We start from the raw sequence: 18,514 nt of genomic DNA, 5'->3' as shown, positions 1-18,514 counted from the left end.
ACCGTCCTAGCCGCCGGACGGTCCGAACCAGCCGCCACCGGGGCCGTTGCCGGGCTTCGATCTGGAGGGAGACGGGCTGGTGGTGGTTCCGCCATCCACTCCGCCGTTCGTCGGTCCCTGGTTGGTCCCGCCCGAGTTGTTGCAGGTCCAGTCCCACTTGCTGCAGGAGTTGCTGGGCGACGGGGACGGGGACGTCGTCGGGCTGCTGGAGGGCTTGTTGGACGGAGCCGACGAGGGTGAGGAGCTCGCCGACGGAACCGCGCTGGGACTGGGGGACATCCCGCCGCCGTAGACCTTGTCACCGATCTTCTCGGGCGCCGGGAAGGATTCGGCGGGAGAGTCGCCGAGCGCCTGCTGCATGTAGTCGTGCCAGATGGTCGACGGGAACGACGCACCATGGATCTTCTCCTGGCCGCCCGTTCCGAACATCTCCAGGAACTCGCGCTTCTTGCTCGTCTCGTTGTCGTCGAGGCGGTACATGCTGACAGCGGTCGAGTACTGCGGCGTGTAGCCGACGAACCACGCCGACCGGTTGCCGTCGGTGGTACCGGTCTTACCCGCCACCTGGCGGCCGCTGAGCTTGGCGTTCGTTCCCGTGCCCTTTTCGACGACGTTCTTCAGGACGTCCGTGACGTTGTTGGCGACGGCAGCCGGGAAGGCGCTCTTGGTCTGGTCCTCGTGCTGGTAGATCACCTTCCCGTCCTTCTTCACCGACGTCACGGAGAACGGGTCGCGCTGCGTGCCGCTGGCGGCGAAGGTGGCGTACGCGCCGGCCATCCGGATCGCGCTGGGCGAGGAGGTGCCGATGGAGAACGACGGCACGCTGGAGGAGGCCATGCTGGTCTTGCTGTCGCGCAGCCCCGCCGCCATGGCGACCTGCTTCACCTTGTCGGTGCCGACGTCCATGCCGAGCTGGACGTACGGCGTGTTCACCGACTCCTGCATCGCGTAGCGGAGGTCGATGGCGTAGCTCGGGGGGTTGTACGACTCGTCACCGTCGTTGGTCTGCAGCCACTCGTTGCCGTCCTGGTTCTTCCAGACGGTGCCGTCGTAGTTCTTGATCTTCAGCTTGTTCTTGCCGCTGTAGATGCTGTCCGGCGAGACGGGCGTCCGATCGGAGTCGGCCTGCGAGGCGGGCTTGTTCGGGTCGCGCTTGCCGTACTCCATACCGGCCGCGAGGACGAACGGCTTGAAGGTCGAGCCGACCTGGGCGCCGGTCTCGTCGGCGTTGTTGGTGAAGTGCTTGGTCGCGTCCTCGCCGCCGTAGATGGCCACGATGGCCCCGGTCTTCACATCCACCGAAGCGGCGCCGAACTGGACGAAGGTGTCCACCTTGGGGCGCTTCTTCGGGTCGATGTTCTTGTCCCGGACCTGCTTGACCACGCCCTCCATCGCCTGGACCTTCTTCTTGTCGAAGGTCGTGTAGATCTGGTAGCCGCCCTTGGCCAGGTCGATGTCCGGGTTGGTGTTCTTCGCGTACGCCTGTGCGAGGGAGACGAGATAGCCGATCTGCCCGCCGAGATTCGCGTTCTTCTTCGGCTTGTCGGGCATCGGGAACATCTTGTACTTCGCGCGCTCGGACGCGTCCATGTGCTTGTCCTTGACCTCCTGGTCGAGGATCCAGGCCCAGCGCTCCATGGCGTTCTTGGTGTTCTGCTGCGCGGTGGCCGCCGGGTCGATCTCCGGGGCGCCGGCCGGGTCGAAATAGGTGGCGCCCTTGAGGAGCGAGGCCAGGAAGGCGCACTGGCTCGGGTCGAGGTCCTTGGCGTCCTTGCCGTAGTACGTGCGGGCCGCCGCCTGCAGGCCGTAGGCGCCGCGTCCGTAGTACGCGGTGTTCAGGTACCCGGCCATGATCTCGCTCTTCTGCTTGGTCGCGCCGACCTTGATGGAGATGAAGAGCTCTTTGAACTTACGGGTGATCGTCTGCGACTGGTCGTCGAGGCGGGCGTTCTTCACGTACTGCTGGGTGATGGTCGAGCCACCCTGGGTCTGACCGCCCTTGGCCATGTTCAGCAGGGCTCGGGCGATGCCCTGGGGGTCGACGCCGCTGTCGGTCTCGAAGGTCTTGTTCTCGGCCGAGATGACGGCGTACTGCATGGCCTTCGGGATCTGCTCGTACGGGATGATCTGGCGGTTGACCTCCCCACCGGTGGCGACCATCTGGGAGCCGTCGGCCCAGTAGTAGACGTTGTTCTGGGCCGTTGCCGCCCGGGCCACGTCCGGGACGCCCACCATGTAGTACGCCACGCCGATGAAGACGACCAGCAGGCCGAAACAGCTCAGGCAGCACGCGCTCACGAGCTTCCAGGACGGCACCCAGCGGCGCCAGCCGTGTTTGCCGAAGCGCGGATAGTCGATGAACCGCTTCTTGGAGGGCCGACCGCCGGATGCACCGCCTCTGCCCGCCCTGCGCCCGGGCCCACCCGGAGGCCCCGCGGCGTCCGGCGCGCGCCTGCGGCCGCCCCCGCGCTGGGCCCGGCGGGCCTCGGCGCGCCCGCCGTAGCTGGGCTCCTCGGCGTGGGGTGCGGACGGCGATCCGTACGAGCCGGACGGGGAAGCGGCCGAAGCGTCCGGGGATCCGGCCGTCGGCCGGGCCGCTCTGCGACCGGAGGACTGCTGCGCGGCGCGCCGGGCCGCGGCACGTCCACCGCCCTGGGGCTGCGGCGGTTTGCGACGGTGCTCGCTCATCGAACGACTACTCCTCGGGCAGGCGAGAGCGCCTGAAAACGGCAGCTGAGTTCCTGTCCCCCCGGTGTGCGCGCCGGCTCCACGAAGGGCCGAGCCGCACCGCAGCCCGTGTACCGATGGCGCTGGACGCGCCGACGCCCCCTGACGTCACTCGGCACACAGTGATCTGCATGGCGCACAGACTACGCACGCTCAAAACCGCCCTAGGGCCGAAGTTCACCCCAAATCAGGCAAGTTGCTGCCTATGAATTGAGGATGTGACGCCGTTCACCATGGCCCCTCTTGTCGCAGCTACGACTCGGCTCTATCGTGCTGATGTATCGAGTCGATACATCAGCACGGCATAAAGGTCCCCGAAGACCGAGGAGGCGAAGGATGAGCAGGCGCTCCGGCATCCTCGAATTCGCCGTACTCGGGCTGCTCCGCGAGGCCCCGATGCACGGTTACGAGCTGCGCAAGCGGCTCAACACCTCGCTGGGGATCTTCCGGGCCTTCAGTTACGGGACCCTCTACCCCTGCCTCAAGACGCTGGTCGCCAACGGCTGGCTGATCGAGGAGCCGGGCAGCGCTCCCGAGGACGCGCTCGCCGCTTCACTCGCAGGGCGCCGCGCCAAGATCGTCTATCGGTTGACGGCGGAAGGTAAGGAGCACTTCGAGGAGCTGCTCTCCCACACCGGCCCCGACACCTGGGAAGACGAGCACTTCGCCGCCCGTTTCGCCTTTTTCGGCCAGACGGAGCGCGAGGTGCGGATGCGCGTGCTGGAAGGTCGTCGCAGCCGGCTGGAGGAGCGCCTCGAGAAGATGCGCGCTTCCCTGGTCCGTACGCGCGAGCGCCTGGACGACTACACGCTTGAGCTGCAGCGCCACGGCATGGAGTCCGTGGAGCGCGAGGTGCGCTGGCTGAACGAGCTCATCGAGAGCGAGCGGGCGGGACGGGACCAGCGGTCCGGCCCCGCCACCGGCTCGGCTCAGCAGGACAACACATCAGGAGAGACGGGCGGCCTGCCCCGGCACCGGGACAGCACCCGGCCGGATCCGTCCGAGGACACCGCCAACTGAAGGCTCTGCGCACGCAGGCCTTCGAAGAGATCGAACAGGGAGCAACCGGAATGGGTTCGGTTCGCGTAGCCATCGTCGGCGTGGGCAACTGCGCCGCCTCGCTGGTGCAGGGCGTCGAGTACTACAAGGACGCCGACCCGGCCACCAAGGTCCCGGGTCTGATGCACGTCCAGTTCGGCGACTACCACGTCGGTGACGTGGAGTTCGTCGCCGCGTTCGACGTCGACGCCAAGAAGGTCGGCCTCGACCTCTCGGACGCCATCGGCGCCAGCGAGAACAACACCATCAAGATCTGCGACGTCCCCAACAAGGGCGTCACGGTCCAGCGCGGCCACACCCTGGACGGTCTCGGCAAGTACTACCGCATGACCATCGAGGAGTCCGCCGAGGCTCCGGTCGACGTCGTCCAGGTCCTCAAGGACAAGCAGGTCGACGTTCTGGTCTGCTACCTGCCGGTCGGTTCCGAGGACGCCGCGAAGTTCTACGCGCAGTGCGCCATCGACGCCAAGGTCGCGTTCGTCAACGCCCTCCCGGTCTTCATCGCCGGCACCAAGGAGTGGGCGGACAAGTTCACCGAGGCGGGCGTCCCGATCGTCGGCGACGACATCAAGTCGCAGGTCGGCGCCACCATCACGCACCGTGTGATGGCGAAGCTGTTCGAGGACCGCGGTGTCCGTCTTGAGCGCACCATGCAGCTCAACGTCGGCGGCAACATGGACTTCAAGAACATGCTGGAGCGCGACCGCCTCGAGTCCAAGAAGATCTCGAAGACGCAGGCCGTCACCTCGCAGATCCCCGACCGCGACATGGGCGAGAAGAACGTCCACATCGGTCCGTCGGACTACGTGGCCTGGCTGGACGACCGCAAGTGGGCGTACGTGCGTCTTGAGGGCCGCGCCTTCGGTGACGTTCCGCTCAACCTCGAGTACAAGCTCGAGGTCTGGGACTCCCCGAACTCCGCGGGTGTCATCATCGACGCCCTGCGCGCGGCGAAGATCGCCAAGGACCGCGGCATCGGTGGACCGATCCTGTCGGCGTCGAGCTACTTCATGAAGTCCCCGCCGGTCCAGTACTTCGACGACGAGGCCTTCGCCAACGTCGAGAAGTTCATCAAGGGCGAGGTCGAGCGCTAGAGCTCGCATCCCTGAGGACTGCTGAGGGTCCCTGTGCGCCATGTGCGCACGGGGACCCTTCGGGTATGTGACGCTTGCCCACATGCCTGTCGTACGTGATCTACGCGTGCTCCTGCGCCTGAAGCACTTCCGGCACCTGCTGGCCGTACGACTGCTGTCCCAGGCCGCGGACGGCGTCTACCAGGTCGCCCTGGCCACGTACGTCGTCTTCTCCCCCGAGAAACAGGCCTCGCCCGGCGCCATCGCGTCCGCCATGGCGGTCCTGCTCCTGCCCTACTCGCTCGTCGGCCCGTTCGCGGGTGTCCTGCTCGACCGCTGGCGACGGCGCCAGGTGTTCCTCTACGGGAACCTCCTGCGGTCCGCGCTCGCCGGCTGCACGGCGCTGCTCGTGCTCGGCACCGCGCCCGACTGGCTCTTCTACGCCTCCGCCCTCTCCGTCACGGCCGTCAACCGGTTCGTCCTGGCCGGGCTGTCGGCCTCCCTGCCCCGGGTCGTCGACGCCGATCGTCTCGTCATGGCCAACTCGCTCTCGCCGACCGCCGGAACGCTGGCCGCGACCGCCGGCGGCGGGCTGGCCTTCGCGTTGCGCCTCGTGATCGACGCGGATGCCGCGACGGTCATCCTGGGCGCCGTCCTCTATCTCTGCGCCTCGCTGGCGTCCCTGCGCCTGCCGCCCGGCCTGCTCGGACCCGACCCCACGGCGGCCCAGCCCGGTCTGGCCGCGGTGATCCGCTCGACGGCACGCGGGCTGGCCGACGGCGTACGGCACCTGAACGAGCGCAGGTCAACCGCCCGTGTGCTCACCGCCATGACGCTGATGCGGTTCTGCTACGGGGCGCTGACCGTGATGCTGCTGATGCTCTGCCGCTACGCCTGGGCCGAGGGGGCGGGAGACAACGGCGGGACCGGTGGCCTCGCGCTGCTCGGACTCGCCGTGGGCATCTCGGGGGCGGGCTTCTTCGCCGCGGCCGTGATGACCCCGTGGGCGGTGGACCGGCTCGGCCAGTACCGCTGGATCGTGGGCTGCTCGGCCACCGCCGCGGTGCTCGAACCGGCCCTCGGTCTGCCCTTCGCTCCCGCGCCGATGCTGGTCGCCGCCTTCGTCCTCGGGCTCGTCACCCAAGGCGCGAAGATCACCACGGACACGGTGATCCAGTCCACGGTGGACGACTCCTTCCGCGGCCGGATCTTCTCCCTATACGACGTCCTCTTCAACATGGCCTTCGTCGGCGCCGCCGCGGTAGCCGCACTGATGCTCCCCCCGGACGGCCGCTCGGCCGCCCTCGTCATCACGGTCTCCCTCATCTACGCGGCGGTGGCGGCCTTCATGATCCGGACTCCTCGCGCATGAGCGCCCGGACCCCAGTCACAGGCGACAGCGGCACATCCCCGGGCATGTGGATGGGGCGGTGTTTCACGTGAAACACCGCCCCGCCCGCATGCCGTCACCCGTCATGTTTCACGTGAAACATGACCCTCAGCCCTGGGTCGCCCACCACTCCTTGAGCGCCGCGACCGCGGCGTCGTGCTCCATGGGCCCGTTCTCCAGCCGCAGTTCCAGCAGGTGCTTGTACGCCTGCCCAATCGCCGGGCCCGGGCCGATGCCCAGAATCTCCATGATCTGGTTGCCGTCCAGGTCGGGCCGGATCGAGTCCAGTTCCTCCTGCTGCTGGAGCTCGGCGATCCGCTCCTCCAGGCCGTCGTAGGCCCGTGACAGCGCGCTCGCCTTGCGCTTGTTGCGCGTGGTGCAGTCCGAGCGAGTCAGCTTGTGCAGCCGGTCGAGGAGCGGGCCCGCGTCACGGACGTAGCGGCGCACGGCCGAGTCCGTCCACTCCCCGGTCCCGTAGCCGTGGAAGCGCAGATGCAGCTCCACGAGCTTCGCGACGTCCTTGACCATCTCGTTCGAGTACTTCAGCGCGGTCATGCGCTTCTTGGTCATCTTGGCGCCGACCACCTCGTGGTGGTGGAAGGAGACCCGTCCGTCCGACTCGAACCGCCGCGTCCTCGGCTTGCCGATGTCGTGCAGCAGCGCCGCGATCCGCAGCACCAGGTCCGGCCCGTCCTGCTCCAGATCGATCGCCTGGTCCAGGACGGTCAGCGAGTGCTCGTAGACGTCCTTGTGCCGGTGGTGTTCGTCACTCTCCAGCCGCAGGGCCGGCAGTTCCGGCAGCACGTGGTCGGCGAGCCCGGTGTCGACGAGGAGCCGCAGCCCCTTCTTCGGGTGTGCGGAGAGCAGCAGCTTGTTGAACTCGTCGCGCACCCGCTCGGCGGAGACGATCTCGATGCGGCCCGACATTTCCGTCATGGCGGTGACGACCTCGGGAGCCACCTCGAAGTCCAGCTGGGCGGCGAAGCGCGCGGCACGCATCATCCGCAGCGGGTCGTCGGAGAAGGACTCCTCGGGCGTCCCGGGCGTGCGGAGCACCCGCGCGGCGAGGTCTTCGAGGCCGCCGTAGGGGTCGACGAACTCCTTCTGGGGCAGTGCCACCGCCATCGCGTTGACGGTGAAGTCGCGACGCACGAGGTCTTCCTCGATGGAGTCGCCGTAGGACACCTCGGGCTTGCGCGAGGTCCGGTCGTACGCCTCGGAGCGGTACGTCGTGACCTCGATCTGGTAGCCGTCCTTCTGGCAGCCGACCGTCCCGAAGGCGATCCCGACCTCCCAGACCGCGTCCGCCCAGGGCCGCACGATCTTCAGCACGTCCTCGGGCCGGGCGTCCGTCGTGAAGTCCAGGTCGTTGCCGAGCCGCCCGAGCAGCGCGTCCCGGACCGAGCCGCCCACGAGGGCGAGCGAGAACCCCGCCTCCTCGAATCGGATGGCGAGGTCGTCCGCGACTGGGGACACCCGCAGCAGTTCGCTCACCGCGCGGCGCTGCACCTGGCTCAGTGCACTGGGATTGTCTTCGTTGGCGTTCGGCACAACAGAAAAGGGTACGTGGCCCGGCCGACCGGGACGTCATCGTTTATCACCGGCCCGGTTCGCAAGCGCTCCCGTCGGTACGGCACTCTTCCGATCATGTGGAGCAGTCCGCGGCACTTCGCCGCAGTCCGCATCGTTACCATGCGTGGACGCAGCAACCGACAGCGACGACAGCGAGGGACGGGCGAGCGCGTGGCCGAGGCGGCAGATTCCCAGGGGATGACTCCCTCACCTGCCAGCCGGTGGCTGCGCCGCACAGCGGCGCTGCTCGTCGGCGCTCCTTTGTTCGCGGGCCTGCTGTCCGCCACGGCCGCCCCGGCGGCGCACGCGGCCGAGGACGCGGTGGGCGGCCAGAGCGTCCAGGTGTCCCTCGACTCGGTGGCTCCCAAGGCGCCCGTCAAGAGCGACACGCTGACGATCTCCGGCACGGTGACCAACAAGGGCAAGCAGGCCGTCACCGGCGCCCATGTGGGACTCCGGGTGGGCACGAAGCTGTCCGGGCGCAGCGCCATCGAGGAGACGGCCGGGCGCACCGGATACTCGCCCGGTATAGACGCGGCGGAGGTCGGAGACGGCCCCACGGTCAAGTTCGCCAAGCTGGCCGCGGGCGTCAGCCAGGACTTCACCCTGTCCGTGCCGGTCTCCAAGCTGGGCCTCGGCGAAGACGGCGTGTATCCGCTGGGCGTCTCCCTCTCGGGTCAGACCGCGAGCCAGCAGTACGACCAGGTACTCGGCATCCAGCGCACCTTCCTGCCGTGGCAGCCGGAGGCCACCGAGGGCAAGAAGAGCCAGCTCACCTTCCTGTGGCCGCTGATCTCCTCGTCCCACCTCACCGCCCAGACGGGCTCGGACTCCCAGCAGACGCCCGTCTTCGCCGACGACTCGCTGGCGCGGGACATCGGCCCCGGCGGGCGGCTGGAGCAGATGGTCTCGCTGGGCAGGCAACTGCCCGTGACCTGGGTGATCGACCCGGATCTGCTCGCCACCGTCGACGCGATGACCCGCAACTACAAGATCAAGGTCGGCGACAACCTGGTCGCCGGTACCAGCCAGGACGTCGCCAAGGCGTGGCTGAGCTCGCTGGAGGCCGCCGTCCAGGGCGAAAAGGTCGTCTCGCTGCCGTTCGCCGACCCCGATCTGGCCTCGCTCGCCCACCACGGCCGGGACGTTCCGGGCTCACTGGGCCATCTGCAGAGCGCCACCGAGGTCGCGCAGAAGACCATCGACACCATCCTCCACGTGACCCCGTCCGTGGACTATTCCTGGCCCGTGGACGGCGCCGTCGACCCGTCGATCGTCGACGTGGCCACCTCGGCCGGGGCGCACAACGTGATCGCGCGCAGCGACAGCCTGCGGGACAGCGCCCTCTCGTACGCGCCCACGGCGACCCGGCCGATCGGCGCCGGCGCCAACGCGATCGTGGCCGACGCCCGGCTCTCCACGGCCTTCCAGGGAGATATGTCCATGGCGGACACCTCGACCCTGGCCGCGCAGGAGTTCCTCGCGCAGACCCTCGCCGTCACGCTCCAGGACAGCACCAAGCAGCGCAGCATCGTCGTGGCCCCCCAGCGGATGCCGTCCGTCAGCCAGGCGCAGACGATGGCCGCCGCGCTGCACGCGCTGGACCCGCAGCGCTGGACCCAGCCCCTCGACCTGTCCGGAGCGGCCACGGCCAAGCCCGACCCGCTCGCCACCACGAAGGTGCCCGGCACGGGTGCGTACCCGGACGCCCTGCGTCAGCAGGAGCTGCCACTCGACGCCTTCCAGGACATGAAGAACACCCAGGGCACCCTGGACAGGTTCAAGGTCATCCTGTCCGCGCCCGACCGGGTCGTCACGCCCTTCGGCAACGCGATCAACCGGGAGATGTCGACGTCCTGGCGCGGCGACTCGGGCGGCGCGCAGAACTACCGGTCCGGAGTGCAGCTGTACCTGAACGGCCTGGCCGACCAGGTCCACCTCATCCAGAAGTCGACGGCGACCATGTCGGGGCGCAGCGCGACGATCGCCGTCACCGTGCAGAACAAGCTGGTGCAGGGCGTCGACCACCTGGTGCTGAGACTCCAGCCGAAGAGCCCCACCCGCCTCCAGCTGGGCGAGGACGGCGCCGCGATCGGCGAACAGCCGGTCAAGGTGGACGGCGACCGCAGCCAGTCGGTGAAGTTCACCGCCATCGCCAACGCCAACGGGCCCGTCCCGGTGACCGCCCGGCTCTACACCGAGGACGGCACCCCTTACGGTGAACCGATGGAGTTCACCGTCCAGGTCTCCGAGATCACTCCGACGGTGATGCTGGTCATCGCCGGCGGCGTCCTCCTGCTGGTGCTCGCCGGGATCAGGATGTACACCCACCGCAAGCGCGCCATGGCTCGCGAGGAGTCCGACGGAAACGACGGCCCCGGCCGGTCGAACGGTTCGGCGGACGCCGATCCCGGGCAGCCGAGTGACCCGACACCGGACACCGGTCCGGAAAGCGGGGCCGCACCCGGCCCGGGTGAGAAAGTGGACCATTGAGCTATGTCGTGGCCGGTCGGCCGGGGACGATGAGGTGGGGTACACCATGAACGCGCCGTACGACGGTGACCGTGGGCAGGGCGCTGGCAGTGGTGCCGCGCCCTCCGGTGGCATGCCCCCGGCACCCGCCCAGCCCGGGCAGGTCCCGCCGCCGCAGGCCGCGCCTGACCCGTACGTCCAGGAGGCCTACGCCTACGACCCGTACCGGTCGCAGGACCTGTCCGCCCAGGACCCGGTGACGGAGGCGCTGTACGACCGCGCCGCGCACCCCCCGCCGCCCCCGGGCACCTACGCCGAGCAGCCGCCGCTCTACCAGCAGCCCGCCGCGCAGCAGTACGCACCCGACCCGCGGATCTGGGCGCAGACCCCGCCACCCGAGCCCGAGGGGCCCTCGCGTCACCTGCCGTACGGCGACGACGCGCGCACGACGCAGTTCGTGGGCGTCGACGACCTGGTCACCCAGGCGAGTGAGGAACTGCCCGAGCAGGACGCGTTCGCCCACCTCTACCGGGACCAGCAGCAGGCGGGCCAGCCCCCGGCGCTCGCCGCGCCGGAACCGGCCCCCGCGCCTGCCCCGAAGCCGGCCGGGCGCGCCTCCAGCCTGATGAAGTCCAGCGCCGTGATGGCCGCGGGCACCCTGGTGTCCCGGCTCACCGGCTTCGTACGCAGCCTGGTGATCACCGCCGCGCTCGGTGCCGCCCTGCTCGGTGACACGTTCACCATCGCGCTGACCCTGCCGACGATGATCTACATCCTCACCGTCGGCGGCGGCCTGAACTCCGTGTTCGTGCCCCAGCTGGTGCGCTCCATGAAGGACGACGAGGACGGCGGCGAGGCCTACGCCAACCGTCTCCTCACGCTGGTCATGGTGGCGCTCGGCACCATCGTCACCCTCGCCGTACTCGGCGCCCCGCTGCTGATCCAGCTGATGTCGCCGACGATCGGCAACGACGCCGCCGCCAACAGCGTCGCCGTCACGTTCGCCCGCTACTGCCTGCCCACGATCTTCTTCATGGGCGTGCACGTGGTGATGGGCCAGATCCTCAACGCCCGCGGCAAGTTCGGCGCGATGATGTGGACCCCGGTCCTCAACAACATCGTGATGATCTGCACGTTCGGCCTGTTCATCTGGGTCTACGGCACCTCTGCCGAGTCCCACATGGGCGTCCAGACGATCCCGCACGAGGGCGTCCGGCTGCTCGGCATCGGCACCCTGCTCGGCCTGGTCGTGCAGGCCCTGGCGATGCTTCCCTACCTCAGGGAGACCGGCTTCCGCTTCCGGCCGCGCTTCGACTGGAAGGGCCACGGGCTCGGCAAGACGGTCAAGCTCGCCAAGTGGACCGTCATGTTCGTCCTCGCCAACCAGGCCGGAGTCATCGTCGTCACCCGGCTCGCCACGGCCGCGGGCAAGGAATCGGGGCGCTCCGGCGCCGGCTTCCTCGCCTACTCGAACGCCCAGCTGATCTGGGGCATGCCGCAGGCCATCATCACCGTCTCGGTCATGGCCGCGCTGCTGCCGCGCATCTCCCGTGCCGCGCACGACAACGACCCCGGCGCCGTCCGGGACGACATCTCGCAGGGGCTGCGGAACTCGGCGGTCGCGATCGTGCCGGTCGCCTTCGCGTTCCTCGCGCTCGGCGTCCCCATGTGCACCCTGTTGTACGCCTCCAGCGGCGTCCAGGCCGCCCAGTCCATGGGCTTCATCCTGATGGCGTTCGCCCTCGGTCTGATCCCGTACTCCGTGCAGTACGTCGTCCTGCGCGGCTTCTACGCGTACGAGGACACCCGCACGCCCTTCTACAACACGGTCATCGTGGCCGCCGTCAACGCGGCGGTCTCGGCCGCCTGCTACGTAGTGCTGCCCGCCCGATGGGCGGTCGTGGGCATGGCCGCCGCGTACGGCCTGGCCTACGCCGTGGGCGTCGGGGTGGCCTGGCGGCGCCTGCGCAACCGGCTGGGTGGCGACCTGGACGGCCCGCACGTCCTTCGTACGTACGCCCGGCTCTGCCTGGCCGCCGTGCCGGCCGCGGTGGCCGGTGGCGCGGTGGGCTTCGGTCTGCTGAAGTTCCTGGGCGAGGGCGCCGGAGGATCGGTCGTGGCACTGGTCGTCGGCGGTGGCGTCCTGCTCGGAGTCTTCTTCGTCGCGGCCAAGCGCATGCGCATCGAAGAGCTGAACGCCATGGTCGGCATGGTTCGCGGGCGGCTCGGCCGCTGAGGCCGGAGCCCGCGCACAACCATCGCCGGCCACCGCGTGTCGTGCATAGTGCCGGACTGTGGGCACAATTGGCATGACTTTGCATGGCTGGCCTACAGCACGCAACGGATGGGGAGGCAGGAGCGACGGTGGCGGAACGTAGCACGGCTGCCGTCGACGTGGCCGACAACAGCGGCGACAACCCGCTGACCGCCCAGGCGGACCAGGCGACGACCGACGGGGTGACGGAGTCCATCGACACGGCAGACACGGCGGAGCAGAACACGAACGGCGCCGGAGGCGAGCGCAAGGCCACCGAGCCGTCCATCGCGACGCCCGAACTGCACAGCGGCCACAAGCTGGCCAGACGCTACCGCCTCGAGGAGTGCGTCACCCGTCTGGACGGTTTCAGCAGCTGGCGTGCGGTCGACGAGAAGCTCCGCCGGGCCGTGGGCGTCCACCTGCTCCCCGCCGACCACCCCCGGGCCCGCTCCGTCCTGGCCGCCGCCCGCTCCTCCGCGCTGCTCGGCGACCCGCGCTTCGTGCAGGTCCTGGACGCCGTCGAGGAGAACGACCTCGTCTACGTCGTCCACGAGTGGCTGCCGGACGCCACCGAGCTCACGGCCCTGCTGGCGCTCGGCCCGCTGGAGGCGCACGACGCGTACCAGATGGTCACGCAGGTCTCCCAGGCCATGGCCGCCGCCCACCGCGAGGGCCTGGCCCACCTCAGGCTCACCCCGAGCGCGGTCCTGCGGACCTCGACGGGGCAGTACCGCATCCGGGGCCTCGCCGTCGCCGCTGCGCTGCGCGGCATCAGCTCCGACACCCCGCAGCGCACCGACACCGAGGCCATCGGCGCGCTGCTGTACGCCGTGCTCACCCAGCGCTGGCCGTACGAGAGCGACGCCTACGGTCTGCACGGGCTGCCCAAGGGCGTCGGCCTGATCGCTCCCGACCAGGTACGGGCGGGCGTCCACCGGGGCCTGTCGGAACTCGCCATGCGGGCCCTCGTCAACGACGGGGCCACCGCGTCCCGCCAGGAGCCGCCCTGCACCACCCCGGACGAGTTGGTCAAGGCCGTCGGGGAGATGCCGCGCATCCGCCCGCCGGAGCCCGCCTTCACTGCGCCGCCCGAGTACCAGCGCACCACCTACCAGCAGGGGACGTACGGCCGCCCGGCCGCCGGCCCCGGCCCCTCCGTCACCCAGACCGTGGCGCCCCCGCCCCCGGCGCTCCAGGGCCGTACCGGCAAGGCGCTCAAGTGGGCCGTCTCGGCGCTCCTGATCGCCGCGCTGGGCCTGGGCAGCTGGCAGCTTGCCGACGCCCTGCTCCACCGCGACAAGGGCGGGTCCAACGAGACCGGGAACACGCAGACCACGGACCACGGCAATGACGGGGACAAGCCGAAGGCTCCCGTACAGATCAAGATCCAGGACGCGCAGGAGTACGCGCCCGACGGGTCACCGCAGAACCCCGCCGACGTGAGGAACACCTACGACGGCAACCCACACAGCTACTGGCGCACTAGGAGCTTCAGAGACGGCCCCGACCTGGCGCCGTCGGTGAAGGCCGGTGTCGGGATCGTCTACGACCTCGGCTCCCCCCAGGACATCTCGACCGCGTCGATACTGTTGCGCTACGGCGGCGATCACACCACGATCACGCTGTACGCGGCCGACTCGCTTTCGCCGTCGGCCTCGGTCAAGTCGATGAAGAAGATCGCCGCGGTCAAGACCAGTGACGCCAAGGCCGATATGAAGGCGAGCACCCCGGTCAAGACGCGGTACGTGCTGCTCTGGATGACGGCGATGCCGGACTCGCCCCAGGACGACTACAGCGGTCCGGGCTTCAAACAGGCCATCACCGACGTGAAGTTCGCCGGCTGACCGGACGGCAGGGGGAGGCTCACCGTTGGACGAGGCCACAATGCGCGACCTCGGCGATCAGGATCTGCTGGCCCGCCACGTCGACGGCGACCCCGATGCCTTCGGTGAACTCGTGCGGCGTCACCGCGACCGGCTCTGGGCGGTGGCGCTGCGCACGCTGGGCGATCGCGAGGAGGCCGCCGACGCCGTCCAGGACGCCCTCGTCTCGGCCTACCGCGCCGCCCACACCTTCCGTGGCCAGTCGGCCGTCACCACCTGGCTCCACCGCATCACGGTGAACGCCTGCCTCGACCGGGCCCGCAAGGCCGCCTCCCGCAAGACGTCTCCGGTCGACGACACCGAGCGCCTGGAGCAGCTCATCGAGCCGCATGAGTCCGCCGAGGCCCCGGCCGAGCGGCAGGACCTCCACCGCCAGCTCATCGAAGCGCTGGGCACTCTCCCGCCGGATCAGCGGGCCGCGCTCGTCCTCGTCGACATGCAGGGCTACCCCGTGGCGGAGGCCGCCCGCATGCTCGACGTTCCCACCGGCACGGTGAAGAGCCGCTGCGCCCGTGGACGCGCACGGCTGTTGCCTCTGCTCACTCATCTGCGCGCAGACACGGGGGATAGCGAGGAGTCCGGTGGGGGAAGGAACCGGACGCCGGGGACATCCGTCCCACCTGCGACGGGCACAAACGACGCAGGACCGAGCGATTCGGCTGCCGTGAAGGGCGGAGGTGGGCACGCGTGACATCCACGACCGGAACGACACAACACCCGGACGTCTCGGAGATCTCCGAACTCACCGAGGGCGTTCTCCCGCCGTCCCGCACCGCGGACGTCCGTCGCCACCTGGAGGACTGCGCCCTCTGCGCCGACGTACGGGCCTCCCTGGAGGAGATCCGGGATCTGCTCGGCACCCTGCCCGGCCCCCAGCGCATGCCTGCCGATGTCGCGGGGCGCATCGATGCGGCACTCGCCGCCGAAGCACTGCTGAACGCCACGGCTCCCGACGACGACACCGGGCGTGAAACCGCGCATGTTTCACGTGAAACACCTGCTTCGACAGGTGGACCCGCCCCCGAGCCCGAGCCGGTCGCCACGGGATCCGGTCTGTCGGCCGCCGACCGCCCCGCCGGGCACAGCCGGGCCGCGACGGGACCCGGCCGCGCCGCCAGGGCACGCCGCCGCCGCGTTGCCGTGCTCGGCGCGGTGCTCGGCGCCGCTGCCGTGGGCGCGGGAATCTTCTTCGCGCAGAACAGCCCGCCATCCTCGTCGACCGCCCGTGGCGACCACACCGCGTCCGCCACCCCGAGCCCGGGCGGCATGGTGTACTCCTCGGGCACCCTCGAAGGACGGGTCCACACGCTGCTGGCCTCCCCGCCCGGACCTCACATCGCCGAGACCGCCCCCTCCACGAAGATCGCCCCGTCAGCCAAGAACGCGCCCAGCGACGAGCGCTCCTCGGACAGCCTGCGCTCCGCCTTCAGCGTCCCGCCCTGCGTCCAAACGGGCACCGGTCACCCCGGCCAAGCCCCGCTGGCAGCGGAACAGGGCACGTACAACGGGGCCAAGGTGTATCTCGTCGTGCTGCCCGACCAGGAGAATCCCGCGAAGGTGGACGCCTACATCGTCGAAGCGGCCTGCGAGAGCTCTGGTTCCCCTGCCGCGGGGAAGCTGCTCCTGACGCACTCCTATCCGCGTCGCTGAAGTCTCGCGGCCAGCCAGGTCTCCGCGCCGCCGGTCCGGCTCGGGAATGCATCCCCCGTAGGATCCGTTGGGTGGGGTGAGAGTCCTGGACCGGGGCCCCGACAGGCAGTAGGCAGTCCGCAGAGACGAGGAAGAAACCCGTGAGCGACGTCCGTAACGTGATCATCATTGGCTCGGGGCCGGCCGGATACACAGCCGCGCTGTACACCGCACGTGCGTCGCTGAAGCCGCTGGTGTTCGAGGGCGCCGTCACCGCCGGCGGTGCGCTGATGAACACCACCGAGGTGGAGAACTTCCCGGGCTTCCAGGACGGCATCATGGGCCCGGAGCTCATGGACAACATGCGCGGCCAGGCCGAGCGCTTCGGCGCCGAGCTGGTTCCGGACGACATCGTCGCCGTCGACCTGACCGGCGACATCAAGACCGTTACGGACACCGCGGGCACCGTCCACCGCGCCAAGGCCGTCATCGTCACCACCGGCTCGCAGCACCGCAAGCTGGGCCTGCCCAACGAGGACAAGCTGTCCGGCCGCGGCGTCTCCTGGTGCGCCACGTGTGACGGCTTCTTCTTCAAGGACCAGGACATCGCCGTGGTCGGCGGCGGTGACACCGCGATGGAGGAGGCGACCTTCCTCTCGCGCTTCGCCAAGTCGGTCACGATCGTCCACCGCCGGGACAGCCTGCGCGCCTCCAAGGCGATGCAGGAGCGCGCCTTCTCCGACGAGAAGATCAAGTTCGCCTGGGACAGCGAGGTCGCCGAGATCCACGGTGACCAGAAGCTCTCCGGTCTGACGCTGCGGAACACCAAGACCGGCGCCACTTCCGAGCTGCCGGTCACGGGTCTCTTCATCGCCGTGGGCCACGACCCGCGCACCGAGCTCTTCAAGGGTCAGCTCGACCTGGACGACGAGGGCTACCTGAAGGTCGACGCCCCCTCGACCCGCACCAACCTGACGGGTGTCTTCGGCGCCGGCGACGTCGTCGACCACACCTACCGGCAGGCCATCACCGCCGCCGGTACGGGCTGCTCCGCCGCCCTCGACGCCGAGCGTTTCCTGGCCGCGCTCGCCGACAGCGAGAAGGCCGCCGCCGGCGTCTGACCCGCCTCCAGCTTCTTTCCCTCCCCCTACACCCCTTAGGAGACTGCCGTGGCCGGCACCCTGAAGCACGTGACCGACGCCGACTTCGACGAGGTCGTCCTCAAGAGCGACAAGCCCGTCCTCGTGGACTTCTGGGCCGAGTGGTGCGGCCCGTGCCGCCAGATCGCCCCGTCGCTTGAGGCCATCGCCGCCGAGCACGGCGACCAGATCGAGATCGTCAAGCTCAACATCGACGAGAACCCGTCGACTGCCGCCCGGTACGGCGTGATGTCGATCCCGACGCTCAACGTCTACCAGGGCGGCGAGGTCGCCAAGACGATCGTCGGCGCCAAGCCCAAGGCCGCGCTGCTGCGTGACCTCGACGTCTTCATCGCCGAGAAGTAAGACGCCGCGCGCTCGTCGTTTCACGTGAAACGGGCCCGTCCCCCGAGGGGCGGGCCCGTTTCGCATGACATCCCCCAGCTACAGCGGCCTGAGGGCCGGTTCTTTCTGGACCGCGCCGAGCAGGCGGTCGAGGGCCATCTCGACGTCTTCCTTCCAGGACAGCGTCGTCCGCAGTTCCAGACGCAGCCGCGGATACCGCGCGTGGGGCCGTACCGTCTTGAAGCCGACGGCCAGCAGGTGATCGGCCGGCAGGACGCACGCGGGCTCGTGCCAACGGGCGTCCCCGAACGCCTCGATGGCCTTGAAGCCGCGGCGCAGCAGATCCTTGGCGACCGTCTGGACCAGCACTCTCCCCAGCCCCTGGCCCTGATAGCCCGGCATGATCCAGCCGGTCATCAGCTGTACGGCGTCCGGGGCAACCGGGCTGGTGGGGAAGGCGGTGGAGCGGGGCACATAGGCCGGGGGCGCGTAGAGCACGTAGCCGACCGGGATGTCGTCGACGTAGACGACCCGGCCGCAGGAGCCCCACTCCAGGAGCACCCCCGAGATCCAGGCCTCTTTCTCCAGTTCGGGCCTGCCCGCCTTTACCGCGGCCTCTCCGCTGACCGGGTCGAGTTCCCAGAAGACACAGCCGCGGCAGCGCTTGGGGAGGTCCGGAAGGTTGTCCAGCGTGAGCGGTACGAGCCGACGCCCCATGGAGGCTGTTCCTCACTTCCCTCGCCTGCCGCACCCTGCGCGGCCGACAGCGCGCTCCACTCCCGGAGCAGGCTGCCGACGAACCCGCCGACCGCCCCGAGACCGAGCCCCGCCGTCACCAGTTGAGTGCGGCTCACCGTTCGCATGGCCCCCGCCCTCCCTAGAGGATGGATCAAGGTGGATGTGCCATACCAGAACGCATCGTATCCAGCCCCTCACGGCGGGGGATACCGTCCATGAGCAAAGGGCGG

The 18,514-nt window shown here is 69.5% G+C and carries 13 protein-coding genes; 10 read left to right on the top strand and 3 right to left on the bottom strand.

The features are described 5' to 3' along the window. Nucleotides 1-6: 6 nt before the first annotated feature. Nucleotides 7-2,688, bottom strand: coding sequence for a transglycosylase domain-containing protein (locus AC07F3_RS14360; RefSeq protein WP_479113824.1), 2,682 nt, complete (start codon nt 2,686-2,688; stop codon nt 7-9). A gap of 375 nt (nt 2,689-3,063) precedes the next feature. Between AC07F3_RS14360 and AC07F3_RS14355 the strand changes: the two genes are divergently transcribed. The 3 genes from AC07F3_RS14355 to AC07F3_RS14345 all read left to right on the top strand — a co-directional run bounded on the left by AC07F3_RS14355 (nt 3,064) and on the right by AC07F3_RS14345 (nt 6,231). Beyond that, nucleotides 3,064-3,747 carry a PadR family transcriptional regulator gene (locus tag AC07F3_RS14355; protein ID WP_479113822.1) on the top strand — a complete coding sequence of 228 codons (684 nt, stop codon included), beginning with the start codon at nt 3,064-3,066 and terminating at the stop codon, nt 3,745-3,747. 50 nt (nt 3,748-3,797) lie between these two features. After that, on the top strand, nt 3,798-4,880 hold the full coding sequence (locus tag AC07F3_RS14350; RefSeq protein ID WP_365438994.1) for an inositol-3-phosphate synthase: 1,083 nt from the start codon (nt 3,798-3,800) through the stop codon (nt 4,878-4,880). Between the two features lie 82 nt (nt 4,881-4,962). Beyond that, the gene (locus AC07F3_RS14345) at nt 4,963-6,231 is read left to right on the top strand and encodes an MFS transporter (RefSeq protein ID WP_479113820.1); all 1,269 of its coding nucleotides are present in this window, start codon (nt 4,963-4,965) and stop codon (nt 6,229-6,231) included. 126 nt (nt 6,232-6,357) lie between these two features. Here AC07F3_RS14345 and AC07F3_RS14340 read toward each other — a convergent pair whose 3' ends face one another. Further along, entirely contained in the window at nt 6,358-7,800 is a 1,443-nt protein-coding gene (locus tag AC07F3_RS14340; protein ID WP_479113818.1) for a CCA tRNA nucleotidyltransferase, read from the bottom strand. A 192-nt stretch (nt 7,801-7,992) separates the two neighbouring features. On the opposite strand from AC07F3_RS14340, the gene AC07F3_RS14335 reads away from it, so the two are divergent. The 7 genes from AC07F3_RS14335 (at nt 7,993) to trxA (ending at nt 17,567) form a co-directional block, all read left to right on the top strand. Then, complete coding sequence (locus tag AC07F3_RS14335) at nt 7,993-10,314, top strand: DUF6049 family protein (protein WP_479113816.1); 2,322 nt, start codon at nt 7,993-7,995, stop codon at nt 10,312-10,314. Nucleotides 10,315-10,360: 46 nt separating this feature from the next. Next, entirely contained in the window at nt 10,361-12,529 is a 2,169-nt protein-coding gene (gene murJ, locus AC07F3_RS14330) for a murein biosynthesis integral membrane protein MurJ (protein WP_479113814.1), read from the top strand. 128 nt (nt 12,530-12,657) lie between these two features. Continuing rightward, entirely contained in the window at nt 12,658-14,394 is a 1,737-nt protein-coding gene (locus AC07F3_RS14325; protein WP_479113812.1) for a protein kinase family protein, read from the top strand. Between the two features lie 40 nt (nt 14,395-14,434). Then, nucleotides 14,435-15,124 (top strand): RNA polymerase sigma factor SigM, encoded by a 690-nt coding sequence (gene sigM / locus AC07F3_RS14320; protein WP_479114047.1) that lies wholly within the window; start codon nt 14,435-14,437, stop codon nt 15,122-15,124. Beyond that, the gene (locus tag AC07F3_RS14315) at nt 15,121-16,083 is read left to right on the top strand and encodes an anti-sigma factor family protein (RefSeq protein WP_479113810.1); all 963 of its coding nucleotides are present in this window, start codon (nt 15,121-15,123) and stop codon (nt 16,081-16,083) included. The genes sigM and AC07F3_RS14315 overlap by 4 nt, the downstream gene beginning before the upstream one ends. A 140-nt stretch (nt 16,084-16,223) precedes the next feature. Next, complete coding sequence (trxB, locus tag AC07F3_RS14310; RefSeq protein ID WP_479113808.1) at nt 16,224-17,183, top strand: thioredoxin-disulfide reductase; 960 nt, start codon at nt 16,224-16,226, stop codon at nt 17,181-17,183. A gap of 48 nt (nt 17,184-17,231) precedes the next feature. Next, nucleotides 17,232-17,567: a thioredoxin gene (trxA, locus tag AC07F3_RS14305; RefSeq protein WP_388972311.1), complete on the top strand. Its 336-nt coding sequence runs from the start codon at nt 17,232-17,234 to the stop codon at nt 17,565-17,567. Between the two features lie 78 nt (nt 17,568-17,645). On the opposite strand, the gene AC07F3_RS14300 is transcribed toward trxA, so the two are convergent. After that, nucleotides 17,646-18,263 carry a GNAT family N-acetyltransferase gene (locus AC07F3_RS14300; protein WP_479113806.1) on the bottom strand — a complete coding sequence of 206 codons (618 nt, stop codon included), beginning with the start codon at nt 18,261-18,263 and terminating at the stop codon, nt 17,646-17,648. Between the last annotated feature and the right edge of the window lie 251 nt (nt 18,264-18,514).

This window comes from Streptomyces sp. NPDC045846, assembly GCF_056431605.1.
The sequence above is the reverse complement of the archived record's forward strand: the minus strand, read 5'-3'. Positions and strand labels throughout refer to the sequence as shown.